At 72.7% G+C, this 18,444-nt stretch carries 12 protein-coding genes and 1 pseudogene; 10 read left to right on the forward strand and 3 right to left on the reverse strand.

The window, feature by feature from the left end:
- Window positions 1–198: 198 nt before the first annotated feature.
- On the reverse strand, window positions 199–2,358 hold the full coding sequence (locus AB5J87_RS23440; RefSeq protein ID WP_369379021.1) for a hypothetical protein: 2,160 nt from the start codon (window positions 2,356–2,358) through the stop codon (window positions 199–201).
- 257 nt (window positions 2,359–2,615) lie between these two features.
- Between AB5J87_RS23440 and rplU the strand changes: the two genes are divergently transcribed.
- From rplU to AB5J87_RS23460, 4 genes are all read left to right on the forward strand, one after another.
- On the forward strand, window positions 2,616–2,936 hold the full coding sequence (gene rplU / locus AB5J87_RS23445; protein ID WP_015033583.1) for a 50S ribosomal protein L21: 321 nt from the start codon (window positions 2,616–2,618) through the stop codon (window positions 2,934–2,936).
- Window positions 2,937–2,950: 14 nt separating this feature from the next.
- On the forward strand, window positions 2,951–3,205 hold the full coding sequence (gene rpmA, locus AB5J87_RS23450; protein ID WP_049715810.1) for a 50S ribosomal protein L27: 255 nt from the start codon (window positions 2,951–2,953) through the stop codon (window positions 3,203–3,205).
- A gap of 152 nt (window positions 3,206–3,357) precedes the next feature.
- A complete protein-coding gene (gene obgE / locus AB5J87_RS23455) occupies window positions 3,358–4,797 on the forward strand; it encodes a GTPase ObgE (protein ID WP_369379024.1) in 1,440 nt (479 codons plus the stop codon).
- A 220-nt stretch (window positions 4,798–5,017) separates the two neighbouring features.
- On the forward strand, window positions 5,018–6,751 hold the full coding sequence (locus tag AB5J87_RS23460) for a stealth family protein (protein ID WP_369379025.1): 1,734 nt from the start codon (window positions 5,018–5,020) through the stop codon (window positions 6,749–6,751).
- Between the two features lie 137 nt (window positions 6,752–6,888).
- Here the strand turns inward: AB5J87_RS23460 and AB5J87_RS23465 are convergent, their stop codons facing one another.
- The gene (locus AB5J87_RS23465) at window positions 6,889–9,711 is read right to left on the reverse strand and encodes a stealth conserved region 3 domain-containing protein (RefSeq protein WP_369379026.1); all 2,823 of its coding nucleotides are present in this window, start codon (window positions 9,709–9,711) and stop codon (window positions 6,889–6,891) included.
- Window positions 9,708–10,622, reverse strand: coding sequence for a hypothetical protein (locus tag AB5J87_RS23470; RefSeq protein WP_369379028.1), 915 nt, complete (start codon window positions 10,620–10,622; stop codon window positions 9,708–9,710). The genes AB5J87_RS23465 and AB5J87_RS23470 overlap by 4 nt, the downstream gene beginning before the upstream one ends.
- A 305-nt stretch (window positions 10,623–10,927) precedes the next feature.
- Here AB5J87_RS23470 and AB5J87_RS23475 point away from each other — a divergent pair, with 305 nt between their 5' ends.
- The 6 genes and pseudogenes from AB5J87_RS23475 to AB5J87_RS23500 all read left to right on the forward strand — a co-directional run bounded on the left by AB5J87_RS23475 (window position 10,928) and on the right by AB5J87_RS23500 (window position 18,375).
- Complete coding sequence (locus AB5J87_RS23475) at window positions 10,928–13,069, forward strand: PIG-L family deacetylase (RefSeq protein ID WP_369379030.1); 2,142 nt, start codon at window positions 10,928–10,930, stop codon at window positions 13,067–13,069.
- 187 nt (window positions 13,070–13,256) lie between these two features.
- A complete protein-coding gene (galE, locus tag AB5J87_RS23480; protein ID WP_369379032.1) occupies window positions 13,257–14,231 on the forward strand; it encodes a UDP-glucose 4-epimerase GalE in 975 nt (324 codons plus the stop codon).
- Between the two features lie 193 nt (window positions 14,232–14,424).
- Window positions 14,425–15,552: a glutamate 5-kinase gene (gene proB, locus AB5J87_RS23485; RefSeq protein WP_369379034.1), complete on the forward strand. Its 1,128-nt coding sequence runs from the start codon at window positions 14,425–14,427 to the stop codon at window positions 15,550–15,552.
- Window positions 15,553–15,699: 147 nt separating this feature from the next.
- Window positions 15,700–16,185: a hypothetical protein gene (locus tag AB5J87_RS23490; protein ID WP_369379036.1), complete on the forward strand. Its 486-nt coding sequence runs from the start codon at window positions 15,700–15,702 to the stop codon at window positions 16,183–16,185.
- A 163-nt stretch (window positions 16,186–16,348) separates the two neighbouring features.
- Window positions 16,349–17,653: pseudogene (locus AB5J87_RS23495) on the forward strand (glutamate-5-semialdehyde dehydrogenase); the annotation flags it as partial.
- Window positions 17,654–17,778: 125 nt separating this feature from the next.
- The gene (locus tag AB5J87_RS23500) at window positions 17,779–18,375 is read left to right on the forward strand and encodes a hypothetical protein (RefSeq protein ID WP_369379038.1); all 597 of its coding nucleotides are present in this window, start codon (window positions 17,779–17,781) and stop codon (window positions 18,373–18,375) included.
- The last annotated feature ends 69 nt before the right edge of the window (window positions 18,376–18,444 follow it).

Genomic DNA, 18,444 nt, shown 5'->3' on the forward strand with positions numbered 1-18,444 from the left:
TTGCTCGCGCAGTTCCCCGCGCCCCTGAAGCACGGGGCCTGCGGCCCCCGTGCCCCGCCCCTCGTACGCCGGAGGACCCGAACCCGCCAGGGGCGCGGGGAACTGCGCGACCAGCCCCCACCGGCCCGCAGGTGAAGGCCGGGCCTCATAGGGGCGCGGGCGCCCCACCGCAGCCCGCAGGAGAATTCCGTGCGCGCGTCAGCGCCTCGTGCGCCACGCCGTCCGCAGCTGGGCGGACAGGAACAGGGCCGTCAGCGTCGGGATCGTCGCGCGGTACCAGTCCGGCGTCGTCCACGCGTACACCGACAGCGGCACCAGCACGAGCAGCGCCACCACCCGCAGCCGCCACCAGCGACGGCTCCGCGGGACCGGCAGCGCCGGGGTCCCCAGGTCCGTGGCGAGCGAGTCGCGGATGCCGCGCAACACGCCCCGGCGGGCCAGCAGTTGGGCGCCGGGGGCGGTCCGCAGCACCTCGTCCTCCTCGCCGAAGCCGGGCGGCAGCGGCGGCAGCCCGAGCGCGGCCACCAGGTCGGACTGGCGGCGGGCGGGCGAGTCCCCGCCCCGCAGCAGCACCACCAGCGGCCGGGCGTCGCCCACCGAGAACGCCGCCGCCAGCGCCTGCGCGGTCGCCGACGCCTGCACGTGGTCGGTGACCGGCCCCTGCGGGTCCCACTGGTGGGCGGCGGTCTCCTTGCCCTTCTGGAGCAGCGTGAGCCCGTACCGCGACTCGGTGCGGCGCAGCACCAGCGCGGGCCACTTCTCGCCGGTGGTGAAGCTGTCGGCGGCGGCGGTCAGCCGGTCGTCCCCGGCCAGCGCCGCCCGCCGCCCGGGCGCGGGGTCGGGGACGAGCTCCACGTAACTCATGCCGGTGCGCGCGGGCGCGATCCGCAGGGAGACGCCGCACATCAGGGCCGCCTCGGCCACCTCGTGCGGGGGCGCGGCGGCTATCGCGAGCGAGTGCGGCACTGCGGTGCGCGCCGCGGGGACCCCCGCCGCGCCGGAGGCGGCACCGGGCCCCGGGGCGAACCCCGGAGCCCCGGCGGGTCCGGAGTTGGCGGGGGACCCGACGGCCCCTCCGGAGCGGCCGGACCCGGACCGGGACCGGGCGGATCCGGACCCGAAGCGGCCGGACCCTGCCCTGAAGCGGCCGGACCTGGACCCGGTCCGGCCCGACCCGGACCCGGACCGTGCGGAGTCGGACCCGGAGCGGCCCGACCCGGACCCGCCGGAGCCTGGCCCGGACCCGCCGGAGCCGGAGCCGGACCCGGACCCGCCCGACCCGGACTCGGACCGGGCGGACCCGGACCCGCCGGACCCGGACCGGGCGGGTGCGGAGAAGAACGGTGTGTGCGAGGCGAGTTGCATCCGTACTCCCGACCGCAGTTCGAGGAACTCCTCGCGCGGTTCGCCCAGGTACGCCCAGGGCAGCGTCCGCGCGCCCACCCCGATCGCCCGGAACACGTCCAGCGCCTCGGCCCACCGCTCGTGCAGGATCAGCATCAGCACCAGGTGGTTGCGGAAGTCCGCGGCGTCCGGGTCGCCCGGCTCGTACCAGGTGGACAGCTCCAGGCCGCGCTCCACGGCGGCGTCGATGCGGGAGCGCTTGACGGGGCTCTGGCGGGCCGGGTCGTCGGAGGCCACCACGTACTCCACGGCCGCCAGCAGCGGCAGCGCGTGCAGTTTGGAGCCGGGCAGGGCGCTCCCGGCGGCCCGCTCGGCGAAGGCGAACATCTCGGCGTGCGAGCCGTACCACTTCTCGGAGAGGTACTGCAGGGCCGCGGCGTGGCAGCCGTAGTGGTGCGGGGAGCGGGCGGTGGCCTCCGCCCAGTACGCGTCGAACACCTCGCGGGACGCCTGGCTGCCCCGGGCGTGGGTGAGGGCGATCTGCCACGGCACCGGATCGGTCGGGTTGAGCCGGGCCGCCGCCGACGCCACCGGGACGGCGTCCCCCAGCAGCGCGAAGAACGCCTGGAACTGCTCGGGCGCCACGTCCTTGGCGCGCGCCGCGCTGCGCACCTCCCACGCCCGGTGGACGCAGAGCTCGGCCTTGACCAGTACCGCGTCGGGGTCCTCGGGCGCCTGCGCCAGCCAGTCGTCGAGCCAGCCGGGGCTGTGCAGGGCGGCCGTGGCGAGGCGGCCCACGCAGGTGCTGCGCCGCTCCCACTCGGCGCGCTCCCGGGTCCCGGCGAGCAGGGCCGCGGCGGGACCCCGGTCACCGGCGTGCAGGGCGGCGAGCGCGTCGCGCAGCGGGCCGTCCGGGGCGTCCAGGGTGACGGCCTCGTCGGGCGGCAGGTCCGCGCCGACGGACGAGCCGTGGCGCAGCATGCGGGGCATGGAGAGCAGCGAACGCAGGTGCACGAGTGATTATTGAAGCAGTGACCTCTGGTAACCGGCTCACGGGCCCGGAGCGGCGGGCCCCGGTTTGACCACCGGGAGGTCGGACCGTAACCTTGACCCTCGGCGTGTTTCCATGCGCGCCCGCCTCTGAGCACCTCCCTCCCGGCGACCGTCGAGGTCGTGGGGAGAGGCCGCTCGTCCATTCCGGATCATCACGGGTTCGCCCGTGTGACGCGGCTGGCTTCAGGGGTTCCGTTCCGAGCGAGAGAGAGATCCGCGTGTACGCCATCGTGCGCAGCGGTGGTCGCCAGCACAAGGTTGCTGTCGGCGACATCGTTGAGGTTGACAAGATTTCCACTGCCAAGGTTGGCGACACGGTCGAGCTCTCGACCCTGCTCGTTGTCGACGGCGACGCTGTCACCAGCGACCCGTGGGTGCTGGCCGGCATCAAGGTCACGGCCGAGGTCGTGGACCACCACAAGGGTGCCAAGATCGACATCCTTCGGTACAAGAACAAGACCGGTTACCGCCGTCGCCAGGGCCACCGCCAGCAGTACACGGCGATCAAGGTCACCGGCATCCCCGCGGCTGCGAAGTAAGGGACTGAGGAGACATGGCACACAAGAAGGGCGCATCGTCCACCCGGAACGGTCGCGACTCCAACGCTCAGCGGCTCGGTGTGAAGCGCTTCGGCGGTCAGACCGTCAACGCCGGTGAGATCCTGGTCCGCCAGCGTGGCACCCACTTCCACCCGGGCGCCGGTGTCGGCCGCGGTGGCGACGACACGCTGTTCGCCCTGCAGGCCGGCGCGGTGCAGTTCGGCACCCACCGTGGCCGCAAGGTCGTGAACATCGTTCCGGTCGCCTGACCGGTTCTTACGTGAGGCGGACCTCACTTCCCGTACGGACCCCGTACGGGAAGCGGGTCCGCCTTTCGCGTGTTTCTAATGAAACACGGCATTACCCAGACATTCCGTAATCCCCCGGCCTCCGGTCGGGGGGATCCCCAGGAGGCAAGCCCATGACCACCTTCGTGGACCGCGTCGAGCTGCACGTCGCCGCGGGTAACGGAGGCCACGGCTGCGCCTCCGTGCACCGGGAGAAGTTCAAGCCGCTCGGCGGCCCCGACGGCGGCAACGGCGGCCGGGGCGGCGACGTCATCCTGGTCGTCGACCAGTCGGTGACCACGCTCCTCGACTACCACCACAGCCCGCACCGCAAGGCCACCAACGGTGCGCCCGGCGCCGGTGACAACCGCTCCGGCAAGGACGGCCAGGACCTGGTCCTGCCCGTCCCGGACGGCACCGTCGTCCTCGACAAGGACGGCAACGTGCTCGCCGACCTCGTCGGCCAGGGCACCACCTTCGTCGCCGGCCAGGGCGGTCGCGGCGGCCTCGGCAACGCGGCGCTGGCCTCCGCCCGCCGCAAGGCCCCCGGCTTCGCGCTGCTCGGCGAGCCCGGCGAGGCCCGTGACGTGGTCATGGAGCTGAAGACCGTCGCCGACGTGGCCCTGGTGGGCTACCCCAGCGCCGGCAAGTCCTCGCTGATCTCGGTGCTCTCCGCCGCCAAGCCGAAGATCGCGGACTACCCGTTCACCACCCTGGTCCCCAACCTCGGCGTGGTCACCGCGGGCTCCACCGTCTACACCATCGCCGACGTCCCCGGCCTCATCCCCGGCGCCAGCCAGGGCAAGGGCCTGGGCCTGGAGTTCCTGCGCCACGTCGAGCGCTGCTCGGTGCTGGTGCACGTGCTGGACACCGCGACGCTGGAGTCCGAGCGCGACCCGGTCTCCGACCTCGACGTCATCGAGGACGAGCTGAAGCAGTACGGCGGCCTGGAGGACCGGCCCCGCGTCGTCGTCCTCAACAAGATCGACATCCCGGACGGCCAGGACCTCGCCGACATGATCCGCGGCGACCTGGAGGAGCGCGGCTACCGCGTCTTCGAGGTCTCCGCCGTCGCCCGCACCGGGCTGAAGGAGCTCTCCTTCGCGCTCGCCGGGATCGTCGCCGAGGCGCGCGCCGCCAAGCCCGTCGAGGAGGCCACCCGGATCGTGATCCGCCCCAAGGCGGTCGACGACGCGGGCTTCACCGTCACCTACGACGAGGCCGGCGAGGTCTACCGGGTGCGCGGCGAGAAGCCGGAGCGCTGGATCCGCCAGACCGACTTCAACAACGACGAGGCCGTCGGCTACCTCGCCGACCGCCTCAACCGCCTCGGCGTCGAGGACCAGCTGATGAAGGCGGGCGCCCGCGCGGGCGACGCCGTCGCCATCGGCCCCGAGGAGAACGCGGTCGTCTTCGACTGGGAGCCCACGATGATGGCGGGCGCGGAGATGCTCGGCCGCCGCGGCGAGGACCACCGTCTCGAAGCCCCGCGCCCGGCCGCCCAGCGCCGCCGCGACCGCGAGGCGGAGCGGGACGAGGCCCAGCAGGAGTTCGACGAGTTCAAGCCGTTCTGACGGGCTGAGCCTTCGTCCGCGGGCCGTCCGCGGCTCGTCGCGCGGTTCCCCGCGCCCCTGAATGCCCAGGGGCGCGGGGAACCGCGCGCTCGGCCCCCACCGGCCCGCAGCCGATTCCGCACCCGGGAAAACCCGGCATCGGGGGCCGCGGGCCGCAGCGGCATACTGGACACGTTCAGCAAACGTACGATGTCCACCGAACGTCAAGGAGTAGCCCCCCGTGCGTAATCCCGAGGCACCGAGACTGCTGGGGGTCTACCGGCGGGCCGTGCCCGAGAGCGTCCGCAAGGCGATCGTGGCGCAGGTCGACGCCGACATGCGCCGCCGCGTCAAGATGCGCATCGCCGGCGGCGCCGCCGTCGCCGAGAAGATGCGCGCCGCCCGCGTCACCAAGCGCTACCAGACCCTCGCCTCCGGCGCCGACCGCGCGGTCGTGCACGTCGGCAAGGACCCCAAGGTCGCCCTGGTCCAGCCCGGAGTCACCCCGCTGACGGCCCGCCGCGCCAACCTCGACGCCGTGCTGCGGGCCCTGCACGCGGCCGGTCTCGACCACTTCTGCGTCCGGGGCCGCTCGGAGACCGCCGCCGCCGTCGCCGTCCGCGAGGACGACCGCACGGCCGTGCTGAAGGTCCTCGAAGCGCTCTGCGGCGACCAGCCCGGCTACGTCACCCACGTCAAGGGCAACAACCCGGTCCCCGAGACCTCCCTGCCCGGCTACGAGGACGCCACCTGGCGCCGGTTCAAGACCGCCGGGACCGTCCGCGTCACCTGGTACCGCACGGACGACACCCACCGCCTCGTCCTCGGCAACCGCTACGGCTGCGACATCGAGTTCTGGCACGAGGAGGAGGGCCGGCTGGTGCCGCCGCGGGTCGGCAAGCTCACCGAGGACCTCGCCCTCCAGGGCCCCACCACCCGGATCTCCGAGGCGTACTTCACCCACCTCGCCCCGCGCGAGGCCCCCGACGCCGCCCAGGTGCCCACCCGCGCCGAGTTCGCCATCCACCCCACCGACGAGATCACCTTCCCGATCGACGTCGTCTACACCTGGGTGAACGGCGCGGACCCGGCCTGGCTGCGCCGCCGCGCCCGGTTCGCGGGCGAGACCTACCACGCCGAGGCCGCCAACGCCGCGCGCTATCTGAGCCGCGACGAGCTGCGCTACTCGCTGCGCTCGCTGCACATGTACGCGCCGTGGGTGCGCAACATCTACCTCGTCACCGACGACCAGACCCCGGAGTGGCTGGACACCACGCAGCCCGGCATCAAGGTCGTCAGCCACAAGGAGATCTTCCGCGACCCGGGTCTGCTGCCCACCTTCAACTCGCACGCCATCGAGAGCCAGCTCCACCACATCGAGGGCCTTGCCGAGCACTTCCTGTACTTCAACGACGACGTGATGCTCGGCAACGAGGTCACCCCGCAGGACTTCTTCCTCTCCAGCGGCCTCACCAAGTTCTTCCCGTCGCCCGCCCTCGTACCGCTGGGCGCGCGCACCCCCGAGGACCCGCCGGTGGCCGCCGCGGGCAAGAACAACCGGCGGCTGATCGAGGAGCGGTACGGGGCGGTGGTCGTGCAGAAGATGAAGCACATGCCGCACCCGCTGCGGCGCAGCCTGCTCACCGAGATCGAGACGGAGTTCGAGCCGGAGTACCGCTACACCGAGGCGAGCCGGTTCCGCTCGGAGGACGACATCTCCATCTCGTCGTCGCTGCACCACTACTACGCGTACCACACGCAGCGCGCGGTGCCCTCCGAACTCCCGTACACCTACCTCGACTTGACGCATCCCTGGACCGAGACGCGGCTCGGGCGCCTGCTCGCCAACCGGGACAAGACGGTGTTCTGCGTCAACGACACGGTCTCCACCGAGCAGGACGTGCACGAGCAGAAGGATCTGATCACGCCGTTCCTGGACGCGTACTTCCCGGTGCGGAGCCCGTACGAGAAGTGACGCCCACCGGGGCAGGGGGATCTGCCCTCGCGTGGCCGCTTCGCGCGCGGTTCCCCGCACCCCCGGAAGAAAGGGGCCCGCCCCCGGCCCGAAGGCCGGGGGCGGGCCCCTTTCCGGTGTCCGACGCGTCAGGCGCGTCAGTCGCGCTCGAAGCGGGACTTCACCGGGAAGTAGGCGCTCAGGAACGCCCGCAGCACGCGGTCCTGCTCCTCCACCGACACCTCCGCGTCGGCGGACTCGCCGATGCAGAACACGTCGTGGGCGCGCTCGGCGAGCAGCCGGGTCAGCACCGTGTGGTGCTCGTAGTTGCCCACGTTGATGTAGCTGCACGAGATCGCGCTGGGCACCGAGCTGCCGATCAGGTAGCCGTAGTGGTGGTGCAGCGACGAGGTGATCGACAGGTCCGAGTTGGCGCGGAACGGGTTGGCCGCGGTACGGCCCACCTCGTCCGGGAACTTGTCGGCGATCTCGGTCAGCACACTGCGGCGCAGCGGGTGCGGCGCGTGCAGGAAGCTGGTCGTCGCGGTCCGCCCGAACGCCTCCTCCAGGAGCGCCCGGTTGTTCTTCGCCGCGGCGAAGTAGCCCTCGTCGTCGTCGGACGGCTCGGTCGGCGGGACGGCCGTGGGGGAGCGGAAGAACTTGGCGACGCCGTTGCTCAGGAAGAACGACGACGGGTTGAGCGGGCGGCCGATGAACACGTCGTCGTTGAGGTAGAGGAAGTGCTCGGCCAGACCGTCGATCCGGTACAGCTGGCTCTCGATGGCGTGCGAGTTGAACGTCGGCAGCCAGGCCGCGTCCTTGAAGATCTCGCGGTGGGAGACCACCTTGATGCCGGACTGCGTGGTGTCCAGCCACTCCGGGGTCTGGTCGTCGGTGACCAGGTAGATGGTCCGCACCCAGGGCGCGAACATCTCCAGGGAGCGCAGCGAGTAGCGCAGCTCGTCGCGGTTGCGGAAGCGCACGTCACCGCTGTCGGCGTCGTTGGTCGGCATGTTCCGGCTGCGGCGCACCGCGTCGCGGCGGCCCTGCCACGCCGGGTCGGTGTCGTCGACCCAGGTGTAGACGACGTCGATGGGGTAGTCGACGTCCCACATCAGCTGCTTGGTGAACTGCGCCAGCGTCGGGTAGTCCCGGTCGGCGACCCGCAGCTTCGCGGTGGCCTCCAGGTTCGGCAGGCGGCGGCCGAGCAGGGTGGTCAGCCGGGGCGTCTCGCGCCAGCCGTCCTCCTCCGACTCCGCCCAGAACTCCACGCTGCACCCGTAGGCCGGGCCGTAGCGCAGGGTGCGGCTCTCCGAGGTGATCGGCTTGAAGACGCGCAGCCCCGCGACCTCGCCGACCTCGCCGAGGCGCTCGGCGAGCACCGCGCCGGGGGCGGCGCCGCGCGGCGTCACCAGCTCGGCGTAGACGGGCTTGCCGTGCAGACCGCTCGCCATCGCCTCCATCACCCGGCGGCGCATCTCCACGGGGACGGCCACCCGGTGGGCGACGCCCGCGTCGTGGCGCAGCAGGATGTAGGGGATCCCCGCGTCCTCCAGGACCTTGGCGGTGATCTCCAGGTTCAGCTGGGCCATGCGCGGACCGGTGACGTCGTCGCGCTGCTCGGCGAGGCGGCCCGCCGAACGGATCAGGGTACCCGTGCGGTCCTGGGCCTGCAGCAGCACCTCGCGGGCCTTCTGCTCGTCCGCCGAGTTCGACAGGGCCGAGACGGGGGCGGCGACGCTGAAGCTTCGGGTGCCGCCGGCCGCGATGCGCAGGGCGGTGCGGTCGGCGCGCTGGGCCAGGCGCTCGGGGGAGTCGCGGCGGGCCACCAGCTTGGTGAAGAGCTGCTCCCAGCGGGCGGTGATGTCCTCGCCGCCGAACCGCTCGTACACGCCCTTGCGGGCGGCCTTGCCGAACGCGTGGCGGGTGTCGTCCTCGGCCATCAGGCGGGACATCGCCACGGACAGCGAGTCGATGTCGCCCGGCGGCACCAGCAGACCGTCCACGTCGTGGCGGATGATCTCGGCGGGCCCGGTGACGATGTCGTACGCGATGACGGGCACGCCGGCCGCGAACATCTCCAGGAGCACCAGCGGGAACGCCTCGTTGCGCGAGGGCAGCAGACAGACGCTGGCCTTGGCCCACTCCTGCTCCATCTGCGAGGAGCGGCCCACCAGTTCGATCCGCGAGTGCATGCCCAGGCCCTCGACGAGGCGGCGCAGGCGCACCTCCTGCGGGCCGTCGCCGAAGATCCGCAGCTGCCAGTCGGGGAAGTCCGAGGAGATCCGGTGGAAGGCGTGGATGGCGTGGTCCAGCTGCTTCTCCGGGGTCATCCGGGCAGCCAGGACGATCGTCTTGGACTCCAGGTCGGCGCGCGGACGGTAGCCGTCCGGCACCGCGTTGGGGATCGCGGCGAGCTCGGGCGCGGCCTCGCGCAGCGAGTCGGAGAACCAGTCGTTGGTGCGCTCGGTCAGCGACACCAGCGCGTCGATGCGCGGGCCGTAGACCAGCAGCGGCTCACCGGAGACGCCGCGCAGCTGGGAGGCGCGGTGCTCCTGGTGCACGGTGACCACGCTCGCCGGGGCGAGCTCGGCCGCCGCCGCCATCAGCGCCGGGGTGGTGGTGATCAGCACGTCGGAGTCGAGGGAGCCCAGCGTGGCGGTCATCTCGATGTCGGAGAGCCGGTCGAACGTCGACTCCCAGGACGGCTTGATCAGTTCGCTCGGCAGTGACTCCAGCGTCCGGCAGGTGCTCTCGTCGAGGGAGCTGGGGCGCACCGGACGTCCGTACGATCCGGTCCTGTCCACCAGATAGCGCCGCTTGACCTGCTGGGCCGCCGCGAAGAACGGCTCCGGGCGGGTCTTGAAGACGCTCAGCACCTCGACGTCGTGGCGGGGAGCCAGATGGATCGCCTGGGTGTAGGCGGCCATCTCGGTGCCGCCCATCTCGTCGCCCCAGGTGAGCAGAAACGTGATCTTCATGCAACTTCCTCTGCGCCACGGGGGGCGGTTCCGAATCCGGTACAGGACACGGCGAACACGCCGGCCGGGGTGACATAGGCGTGCACCCGCGCCAGCGCGCCGTTGTCGAGAGCGACGATACGGAACGGTGTCCGGTAGACCTGCTTGGGGTGACGCACATCGGTCAGCTTCCGGGCGATCTTGATCCGGGTTCCGCCGGACTTCAGATGCATGTCCCAGGTGCGGGTGGTGCGGCCGACCGCCATCTGCGCCAGCGGTACGTCGAAGGTGAAGCGGTCGCCGTCCCACTCGGGGGTCACCGCGACCGCCTTGTTGCTGCGCCGCAGCACCGCCTCCGCCACGTACTCGCTCACCGGCGCCTTGTGCGCGATCAGCCGGCCGTGCACCACGATCCGGTCCCAGCGCAGCTCGAACGAGGTCAGCTCCGCCTGGTGGCGCGGGCCGCGCACGCTCAGCATGGAGCGGCCGTCGACCGAGCGGACCGGGCGGAAGACGGCGCCGCTGGACGGCGAGGGGGAAGTGGCCAGCGTCGGGCCGTCGGAGGTGTCCGCCGGGGCCGCCGCGATCTTCGTACGGAACTCGCGGCCGTCGCTGCCGGTGACCACGACCTCCATGCGCCAGGTGCCGCTGGAGAGCACCGGACCGCGGGTGCCGGTCTCCGACGGATCGTCATGGCGCAGCGGCGCGGTCGCCGTCAGAAGGAGAGATCCGTCACTCTGCGGCTCCTGCTCCAGCTCCACCTTGACCACCGCGCGCCCGCGCGAGAACTCCAGGTGGGCCGCGCTGACCGCCTCGGGGCGGCGCGGGAAGGTCACCGCGAAGTTGAGGGTGCGCCCGCCGGAGACCGAGAAGTGCACGGGGTGCAGCAGCGGACGCGGCTTGACTCCGTCGATGGCCGGTACGGTATGCATCTGCTCGACGCGACGGCGCATTCGTACTGCCGCACGGCGTGCCCGCTTGGCGGCGCCCACCGCATAGGGCAGCAGTGAGTCACTCACGGTGAACCTAGCTCTCGTCTGGGCTAATGGTCAGCGTTGCATGCTGCCAATAATGCGTAAGATCGGCAAGTTGCTTCGTAATTCTATCGATGCATCACGATTGCTTCATCGAGTGGAACCCAAACGAAGTTTCCTCCCTCTCCTCGGGTGGCGGTCTGCTTGATCGCGGATGAACGTGAAGCGGGGAGTGGGAGAAGGACATGGGACGCTGGCCGAACATGGGACGCCGAACGGCCTCCCGGCGTGCCGTGCTGGCTTCGATGGCGGGGGTCGTGGCGGCCGGGGCGATCGCCGGCTGCGACAGCAAGCACCCCTCGGCCCGGGGCGCTGCCGTCACGAGCGCACCGCCGAAGCCCGTCGCGCTGCTGCCGGCCGACCACCGCAGCAACTTCGACACCCCCGGCAGCCCGCTGGCCATGGCCATCGTCGCGCACCCGGACGACGACCTGTTCTTCATGAACCCCGACACGCTCAACACCCTCGAACGCAACATCCCCGTCGTCTCCGTGTACGTCACCGGCGGCGGCTCCTTCGGCGTCAACCAGGCCCCCGGCGAGCCCAAGGCCCGCCCCGACGTCCCCGCCTACGTCTCCGCGCGCCAGCAGGGCCTGCGCCAGGCGTACGCCCGGATGCTCGGCGCGACCCTGTTCACCCCCTGGACCCGTACCGCCCTCCGACTGCCCGGCGGGCGCGAGGCCGAGCTCAACGTCCTGGAGTACAACGGCCGCCGGGCCGAGCTGATCTTCCTCAGCCTGCGCATGCACGAGCGCACCGGCCGCGGCTGGGTCGGCATGACCCAGCTGTGGAACACCCCCGGCGTCGTCCTGCGCACCCAGCCCACGCCCGAGTCGCCCGTCCGCGAGCGCTACACCTACAGCCGCGACGAGCTCACCGACACCCTCGTCTTCCTGATGCGCAAGTACCGGCCCACGCTGGTGCGCACCCTCGACCCGGACCCCGACGCCCAGGTCCACGACAAGCTCCACCCGCGCGGCAGCGACCAGGTCGGCTACTCCGACCACCCCGACCACACCGCCGCCGCCCTGTTCACCTGGCGCGCCCTCGCCGAGTGGGGCCAGGGCACCGCCCAGGGCTCGCGCACCCCCGGCTTCCTCGTCGAGTCCTTCCGCGGCTACTACAACCAGCGCTGGCCCTACAACCTGCCCTCGGACACCGTCCACCAGAAGACCGAGTACCTCAACGCCTACGGCGGCGCCCCCAGCTGGAGCTGCGGCAACGCCTCCGGCTGCGGCGACTACTCCGTCGGCGTCAACGGCGTCCTCAAGTCCAAGAAGGGCTGGGTGCGCTCCACCCACCGCCGCTACCCGACCGCCGGCCCCAAGGTCGTCGTCGACAAGGACGGCCGCATGAGCGTCTACGCGGTCCTGGGCACCCGCGCCGCCCGCTGGCGCGAGTCCGGCCCCTTCAGCGGCGGCTGGGGCACCGCCGAGGACCTCGGCGGCGGCCCGCTCGCCCCCGCCCTCAGCGCCGTCGCCGGCGCCGACGGCCGCCACCTCGTCTTCGGACTGCGCTTCACCGGCCTCGGCTCCGCCGACAACGACGACACCCGCGAGATAGTCCTCCTCCAGCAGAAGACCCCCGGCGGCCCGTTCGCCGAGCAGTGGATCAGCCTCGGCAACCCCGAGACCGACGCCCGGCGCAGCCGCCTCACCGGCCCGCCCACCGCGGTGGCCGCCCCCGACGGCACCGTCCACGTCTTCGTGCGCAACGCCGCCAAGGGCATCAGCACCCGCGTCCGCAACAAGCAGGGCACCTGGTCGCCGTGGCAGAAGCTGCCCGGCGGCGGCCAGATCCAGGAGGGCCTGACCGCCGCCGTCGACGGCGACGGCCGCGTCCACGTCTTCGGCTCCGCCTTCGGCTGGGTCGAGCACTGGACCCAGAAGGACGCGGGCGGCGCCATGGTGCGCGGCGCCCGCGGCCTCAAGACCCGGCCCGGCGACGCCCCCGACGCCGTCGCCGCCAAGGACGGCTCCGTGCTGCTCGCCTACCACAAGCCCGCCAGCGACCAGGTCAACATCGCCCAGCTGCGCGGCGGGCAGGCCGGACGCTGGACCGAACTGCCCGACCAGAAGGTCACCGGCTACGGCCCGGTCGCCCTCGTCGGCGGCCAGGACCTCGCCACCGGCGGCGTCATGCTGACCAGCCGCGGCGGCACCGGCTCCATCGAAATGGTCGACAGCGGCAAGCAAGTCACCCTCCACGGCGACGCGTCCTCCGGATTCATGGTCGGCGCCCCCGCCGTCGTCCAGGGCGCGAGCCAGGGCGTCGCCCTGGTCACGCTCGGCCTCACCACCACCCCCGCGGTGACCAGGGTCCCGCCGCGCGCCGGCACCGTCTGACCGACACACCGCACCGGCGCGCACAGCCGGGCGGACCGGGAGCGAACAGGGGCGTACGGGACCATCCCGTACGCCTCTTCCGCACCCCCCGCGCGGGCCGCCGCGCCCCGCGTTTACGCGGCCTTCACGTTCGTACGAAAAGTCACAGCGGGCCGGGCCCGCCCCCACGGGCTCCTAGACTGTCCGCATGACTTGGATGATCACCGGCGGCGCCGGCTACATCGGATCCCACGTGGTGAAGGCCCTCGTCGACGGCGGCGACCACGTCGTCGTCCTCGACGACCTCAGCACCGGAGACCCGGCGCGGCTGCCCGAAGGCGTCCGGCTGGAGCGCGGCACCGTCCTCGACCGCCAGGTCCTCGACCGCGTCCTGCGCGAGAACGACGTCGACGGCGTCATCCACATCGCCGCCAAGAAGCAGGTCGGCGAATCCGTGGAACGCCCCCTGCACTACTACCGCGAGAACGTCGAAGGACTGCGCACCGTCCTCGAAGCCGCCGCCGACGCCGGCGTACGCCGCTTCCTGTTCTCCTCCTCCGCCGCCGTCTACGGCATGCCCGACGTCGACCTCGTCACCGAGCAGACCGAATGCCTGCCCATGAGCCCCTACGGCGAGACCAAGCTCGCCGGCGAATGGCTCGTCAGCGCCGTCGGCAAGGCCCACGGCATGGCCACCGCCTCCCTGCGCTACTTCAACGTCGCCGGCGCCGCCACCCCCGAACTCGGCGACCCCGGCATCTTCAACCTCGTCCCGATGGTCTTCGAGCGCCTCACCCAGGGCAAGGCGCCGCTCATCTTCGGCGACGACTACCCCACCCCCGACGGCACCTGCGTCCGCGACTACATCCACATCGAGGACATCGCCTCCGCCCACGTCGCCGCCGCCCACCGGCTCGCCGCGGACCCCGCCGCCGCCCTCATCCTCAACATCGGCCGCGGCGAAGGCGCCTCCGTCGCCGAAATGGTCGACATCATCCGCGACGTCACCGGCATCACCGAACCCGCCCCCGAAGTCGCCCCCCGCCGCCCCGGCGACCCCGCCCGCGTCGTCGCCTCCGCCGAGCTCATCACCAAGGAACTCGACTGGACGGCCCGCCACGACATCCGCGCCATGATCACCTCCGCCTGGGAAGGCTGGCTGCTGCGCCACCCGCGCGACTGACCCGCCCGGCCCCGCCCCCACCCGGGCGGGGCCGCCCCCCAACGGGAGCAGCGGCCCGACCGCCGGCCGCACCCCGCCCCACCCGGGCGGGGCCGCCCCACCCAGGCCCCGCGGCCCGCCCCCGCCGCCCCCGCCTGTCCAGCGACCGAAACAGCCGCGCGCCCCGCCCGCGGCCTGGCATAGATTTCCCGGTGTGACCGTGGCAAGGCAGTACGTGACCCAAGCCCGCAGGATCGTCGTCAAGGTGGGCTCCTCCTCGCTCACCACCGCCTCCGGCGGCCTCGACGCCGACCGCGTCGACGCCCTCGTCGACGTCCTCGCCAAAGCCCGCAGCGGCGGCGAGAAGGAAATAGTGCTCGTCTCCTCCGGCGCCATCGCCGCCGGACTCGCCCCCCTCGGCCTGCGCCGGCGCCCCACCGACCTCGCCCGCCAGCAGGCCGCCGCCAGCGTCGGCCAGGGCCTCCTCGTCGCCCGCTACACCGCCTCCTTCGCCCGCTACGGCGTACGCGTCGGCCAAGTCCTCCTCACCAGCGACGACACCAGCCGACGCGCCCACTACCGCAACGCCTACCGCACCCTCGACCAGCTCCTCGCCATGGGCGCGCTCCCCGTCGTCAACGAGAACGACACCGTCGCCACCGACGAGATCCGCTTCGGCGACAACGACCGGCTCGCCGCCCTCGTCGCCCACCTCGTCCGCGCCGACCTCCTCGTCCTCCTCTCCGACGTCGACGGCCTCTACGACGGCGACCCCAGCACCCCCGGCACCACCCGCATCCGCGAAGTGCACGGCCCCGACGACATCGCCCACGTCCAGATCGGCAGCGCCGGCAAAGCCGGCGTCGGCACCGGCGGCATGGTCACCAAGGTCGAAGCCGCCCGCATCGCCGCCGCCGCCGGCGTCCCCGTCGTCCTCACCTCCGCCAGCCACGCCGCCGACGCCCTCGCCGGCCGCGACACCGGCACCTACTTCCACCGCACCGGCCGCCGCTCCGCCGACCGCCTCCTCTGGCTCGCCCACGCCTCCACCCCCCGGGGCCACCTCGTCCTCGACGACGGAGCCGTCACCGCCGTCCTCGAACGCCACTCCTCCCTGCTCCCCGCCGGAATCGCCGCCGTCGAAGGCGAATTCAGCGCCGGAGACCCCGTCGAACTCCGCGACACCACCGGCCGCGCCATCGCCCGCGGCCTCGTCAACTTCGACGCCAAGGAGATCCCCCAGCTCCTCGGCCGCTCCACCCGCGAACTGGCCAGAGAACTCGGCCCCGCCTACGAGCGAGAAGTCGTACACAGGGACGATCTGGTCGTTCTGCACCCCTAGAACGGCTGAAAGTCCGGCCATCGGACCGACACCTTCACGAAAACGGCCCCGCGACCCGGCCAGGACTGGTCAACTTTGTTGCGGGGTACTCGCGGGCTGACCCGCGGGGGGTACGACATCGCATCACAGCATCACAGGAGGCCGCCGGTGAGACGAGCGCGCCCGGGGGCGGCGCCCCGAGTCGGGGGAACCCACGGCCGCAGGGCCGCCGGGGAAGACGGGCCGACCCTGACCAGCGTGGGCACAGGGGCCGGCATAGCCGGGACCGACGAGCACACCCGGCCCGGGGACACCCCCAGGCTCTGGCACATCACCCTCAGCGTCTCCGGCGCCGAAGCACCCCTCAAAGAGGTCCGGCGCGGCCTCGAACAGCTCGCCCACGACCACCCCTTCTTACTGACCAGCAGATACGCGGGCGACCACGCCGAGATCCGCTACTGGGAAGAGGCCCGCGACCTGCACGACGCCGCCGCCGTCGCCCTGCGCCTGTGGGGCGAACACCGCTCCACCGCCAAACTCCCGCCCTGGGAGATCGTCGGCCTCGAAGTCATCGACCGCGAGACCTACCACCAGCGCCTCGCCGAGGGATACGGCCCACCACCCGCCGCCCCCGTCGGCGTACACCCCTTTTGAGACCACCCCTTTTCAGGCCACCGCGGACCGGGGACCGACCCACCGGCCGTCCCCCGCCGCCCGCCCGCCCCACCCACCACCCCGGACACCCCCGCACCCGCCCCCGCGACCGGCCCGTGAGAACCGCGTCTCGGAGACTGGAACCCATGCGGAACACACCCGCCCGGCGCACTACCCTGCGCACATGAGCGCGTCTACCCCGCACGAGAACCAGTCCCCGGTCATCCAGGCCGCCCACCGGGCCCGCGCGGCCGCCGCCGAAATCGCGCCATTGCCGCGCGCGGCCAAGGACGACGCGCTCCAGGCGATCGCCGACGCCCTCGAAGCCCGCACCGACGACATCGTCGCCGCCAACGCCCGCGACACCGACAAAGCACGCCGCGCCGGCACCAGCGAGACCGTCATCGACCGGCTCACCCTCACCCCCGAACGCATCCGCGCCATCGCCGCCGACGTACGCCACGTCGCCGCCCTCCCCGACCCCGTCGGCGAAGTCGTCCGCGGCTCCACCCTCCCCAACGGCATCGACCTGCGCCAGGTCAGAGTCCCCCTCGGCGTCGTCGGCATCATCTACGAAGCACGGCCGAACGTGACCGTCGACGCCGCCGCCCTCTGCCTCAAGTCCGGCAACGCCGTCCTGCTGCGCGGCTCCTCCTCCGCCTACGAGTCCAACACCGCACTCGTCCAGGTCCTGCGCGACGCCGTCGCCACCACCGGCCTGCCCGCCGACGCCGTCCAGCTCGTCCCCGGCGAATCCCGCGACTCCGTACGCGAGTTGATGCGCGCCCGCGGCCTCGTCGACGTCCTCATCCCGCGCGGCGGCGCCTCCCTCATCAAGACCGTCGTCGAAGAGTCCACCGTCCCCGTCATCGAGACCGGCACCGGCAACTGCCACGTCTACGTCGACGCCCAGGCCGACCTCGACACCGCCGTCGACATCCTCATCAACTCCAAGGCGTCGCGCCCCTCCGTCTGCAACGCCGCCGAGACCCTCCTCGTCCACCGCGACATCGCCGACGCCTTCCTGCCCCGCGCCCTCGACGCCCTCGCCGACGCCGGCGTCACCGTCCACGGCGACGCACGCGTCCAGACCTACGCCGACGCCACCAAGGCGACCGTCCTCGCGGCCACCACCGAGGACTGGGCCACCGAATACCTCTCCTACGACATCGCCGCGGCCGTCGTCGACTCCCTCGACGCGGCCGTCACCCACATCCGCACCTGGACCTCCGGCCACACCGAGGCCATCGTCACCACCAGCCAGGCCGCCGCCCGCCGCTTCACCCAGCTGGTCGACTCCACCACCGTCGCCGTCAACGCCTCCACCCGCTTCACCGACGGCGGCCAGTTCGGCTTCGGCGCGGAAATCGGCATCTCCACCCAGAAACTGCACGCCCGAGGCCCCATGGGCCTGCCCGAACTCACCTCCACGAAGTACATCGTCACCGGCGACGGACACATCCGCTAGCCACCCCGAACCACCCGTTCGGAGCAGCCGCCGACAGCCCGCCGGGCCCCGCCCCGGCCGGCCGCGAAGGGGAGACTTCGGACACTCCCTGCCCAAAGCGCCCGCCACGGGGCTACGCTGAACCCGTGCCGGACGACGTGGGGGGCAAGCCGTTCCCGGACGGCTGGGAGCCCGACGACGACCGCGGGGGCGCGGACGACGCATTCGCCTCCGTGGTCTTCGACGAGGACTTCGTACGGGCCGCCGAAATCCATGAACCCAGCGCGGTCGAACGGCTGTTGGCCGCCGCCCAGGCCCGCGCCGAAGCCGAAGCGGCCCGCGCCCGCGCGGGCGCCGGAACCGACGACGACTTCCCCCGCGCCACCGGCGACCTCGACCCCTACGGCGCCCCCCTCGACGGCGGCAGCGGCCCCTACGGCCCGCACGGCGGCGCCCTGCGCCCCTACCGGGGCCGGGCCCGCTGGCACCGCACCGTCGCCTGGCTGCTCGCCCTGATCATGGGCATCGGCATGGTCGCGCTCGCCTTCGCCGCCGTCTACCGGGGCGCCTCCTCGGGCCGCAGCGACCCCGGCCCCACCCCCGCCACCACGACGAACATCGACACCCCGGCCCTCCCCGTCCCCGCCGCCGCGGCCCCCACGGCCCCGACCGCCTCCCCGGACTTCTCGGGCCCCGCGGTCCCGGCAGTACCGAGGGTGCCGGTGGCGCCTCGGAGGTCTTGAGGGGGGAGGGGGGCTCCCCCCCCGCCCCCTGCCCCCGCCCCCGGCCCCGCCCCACCCCTCCTGACCAAG

The sequence above is a fragment of the Streptomyces sp. cg36 genome, from assembly GCF_041080675.1.
GTDB lineage: Bacteria > Actinomycetota > Actinomycetes > Streptomycetales > Streptomycetaceae > Streptomyces.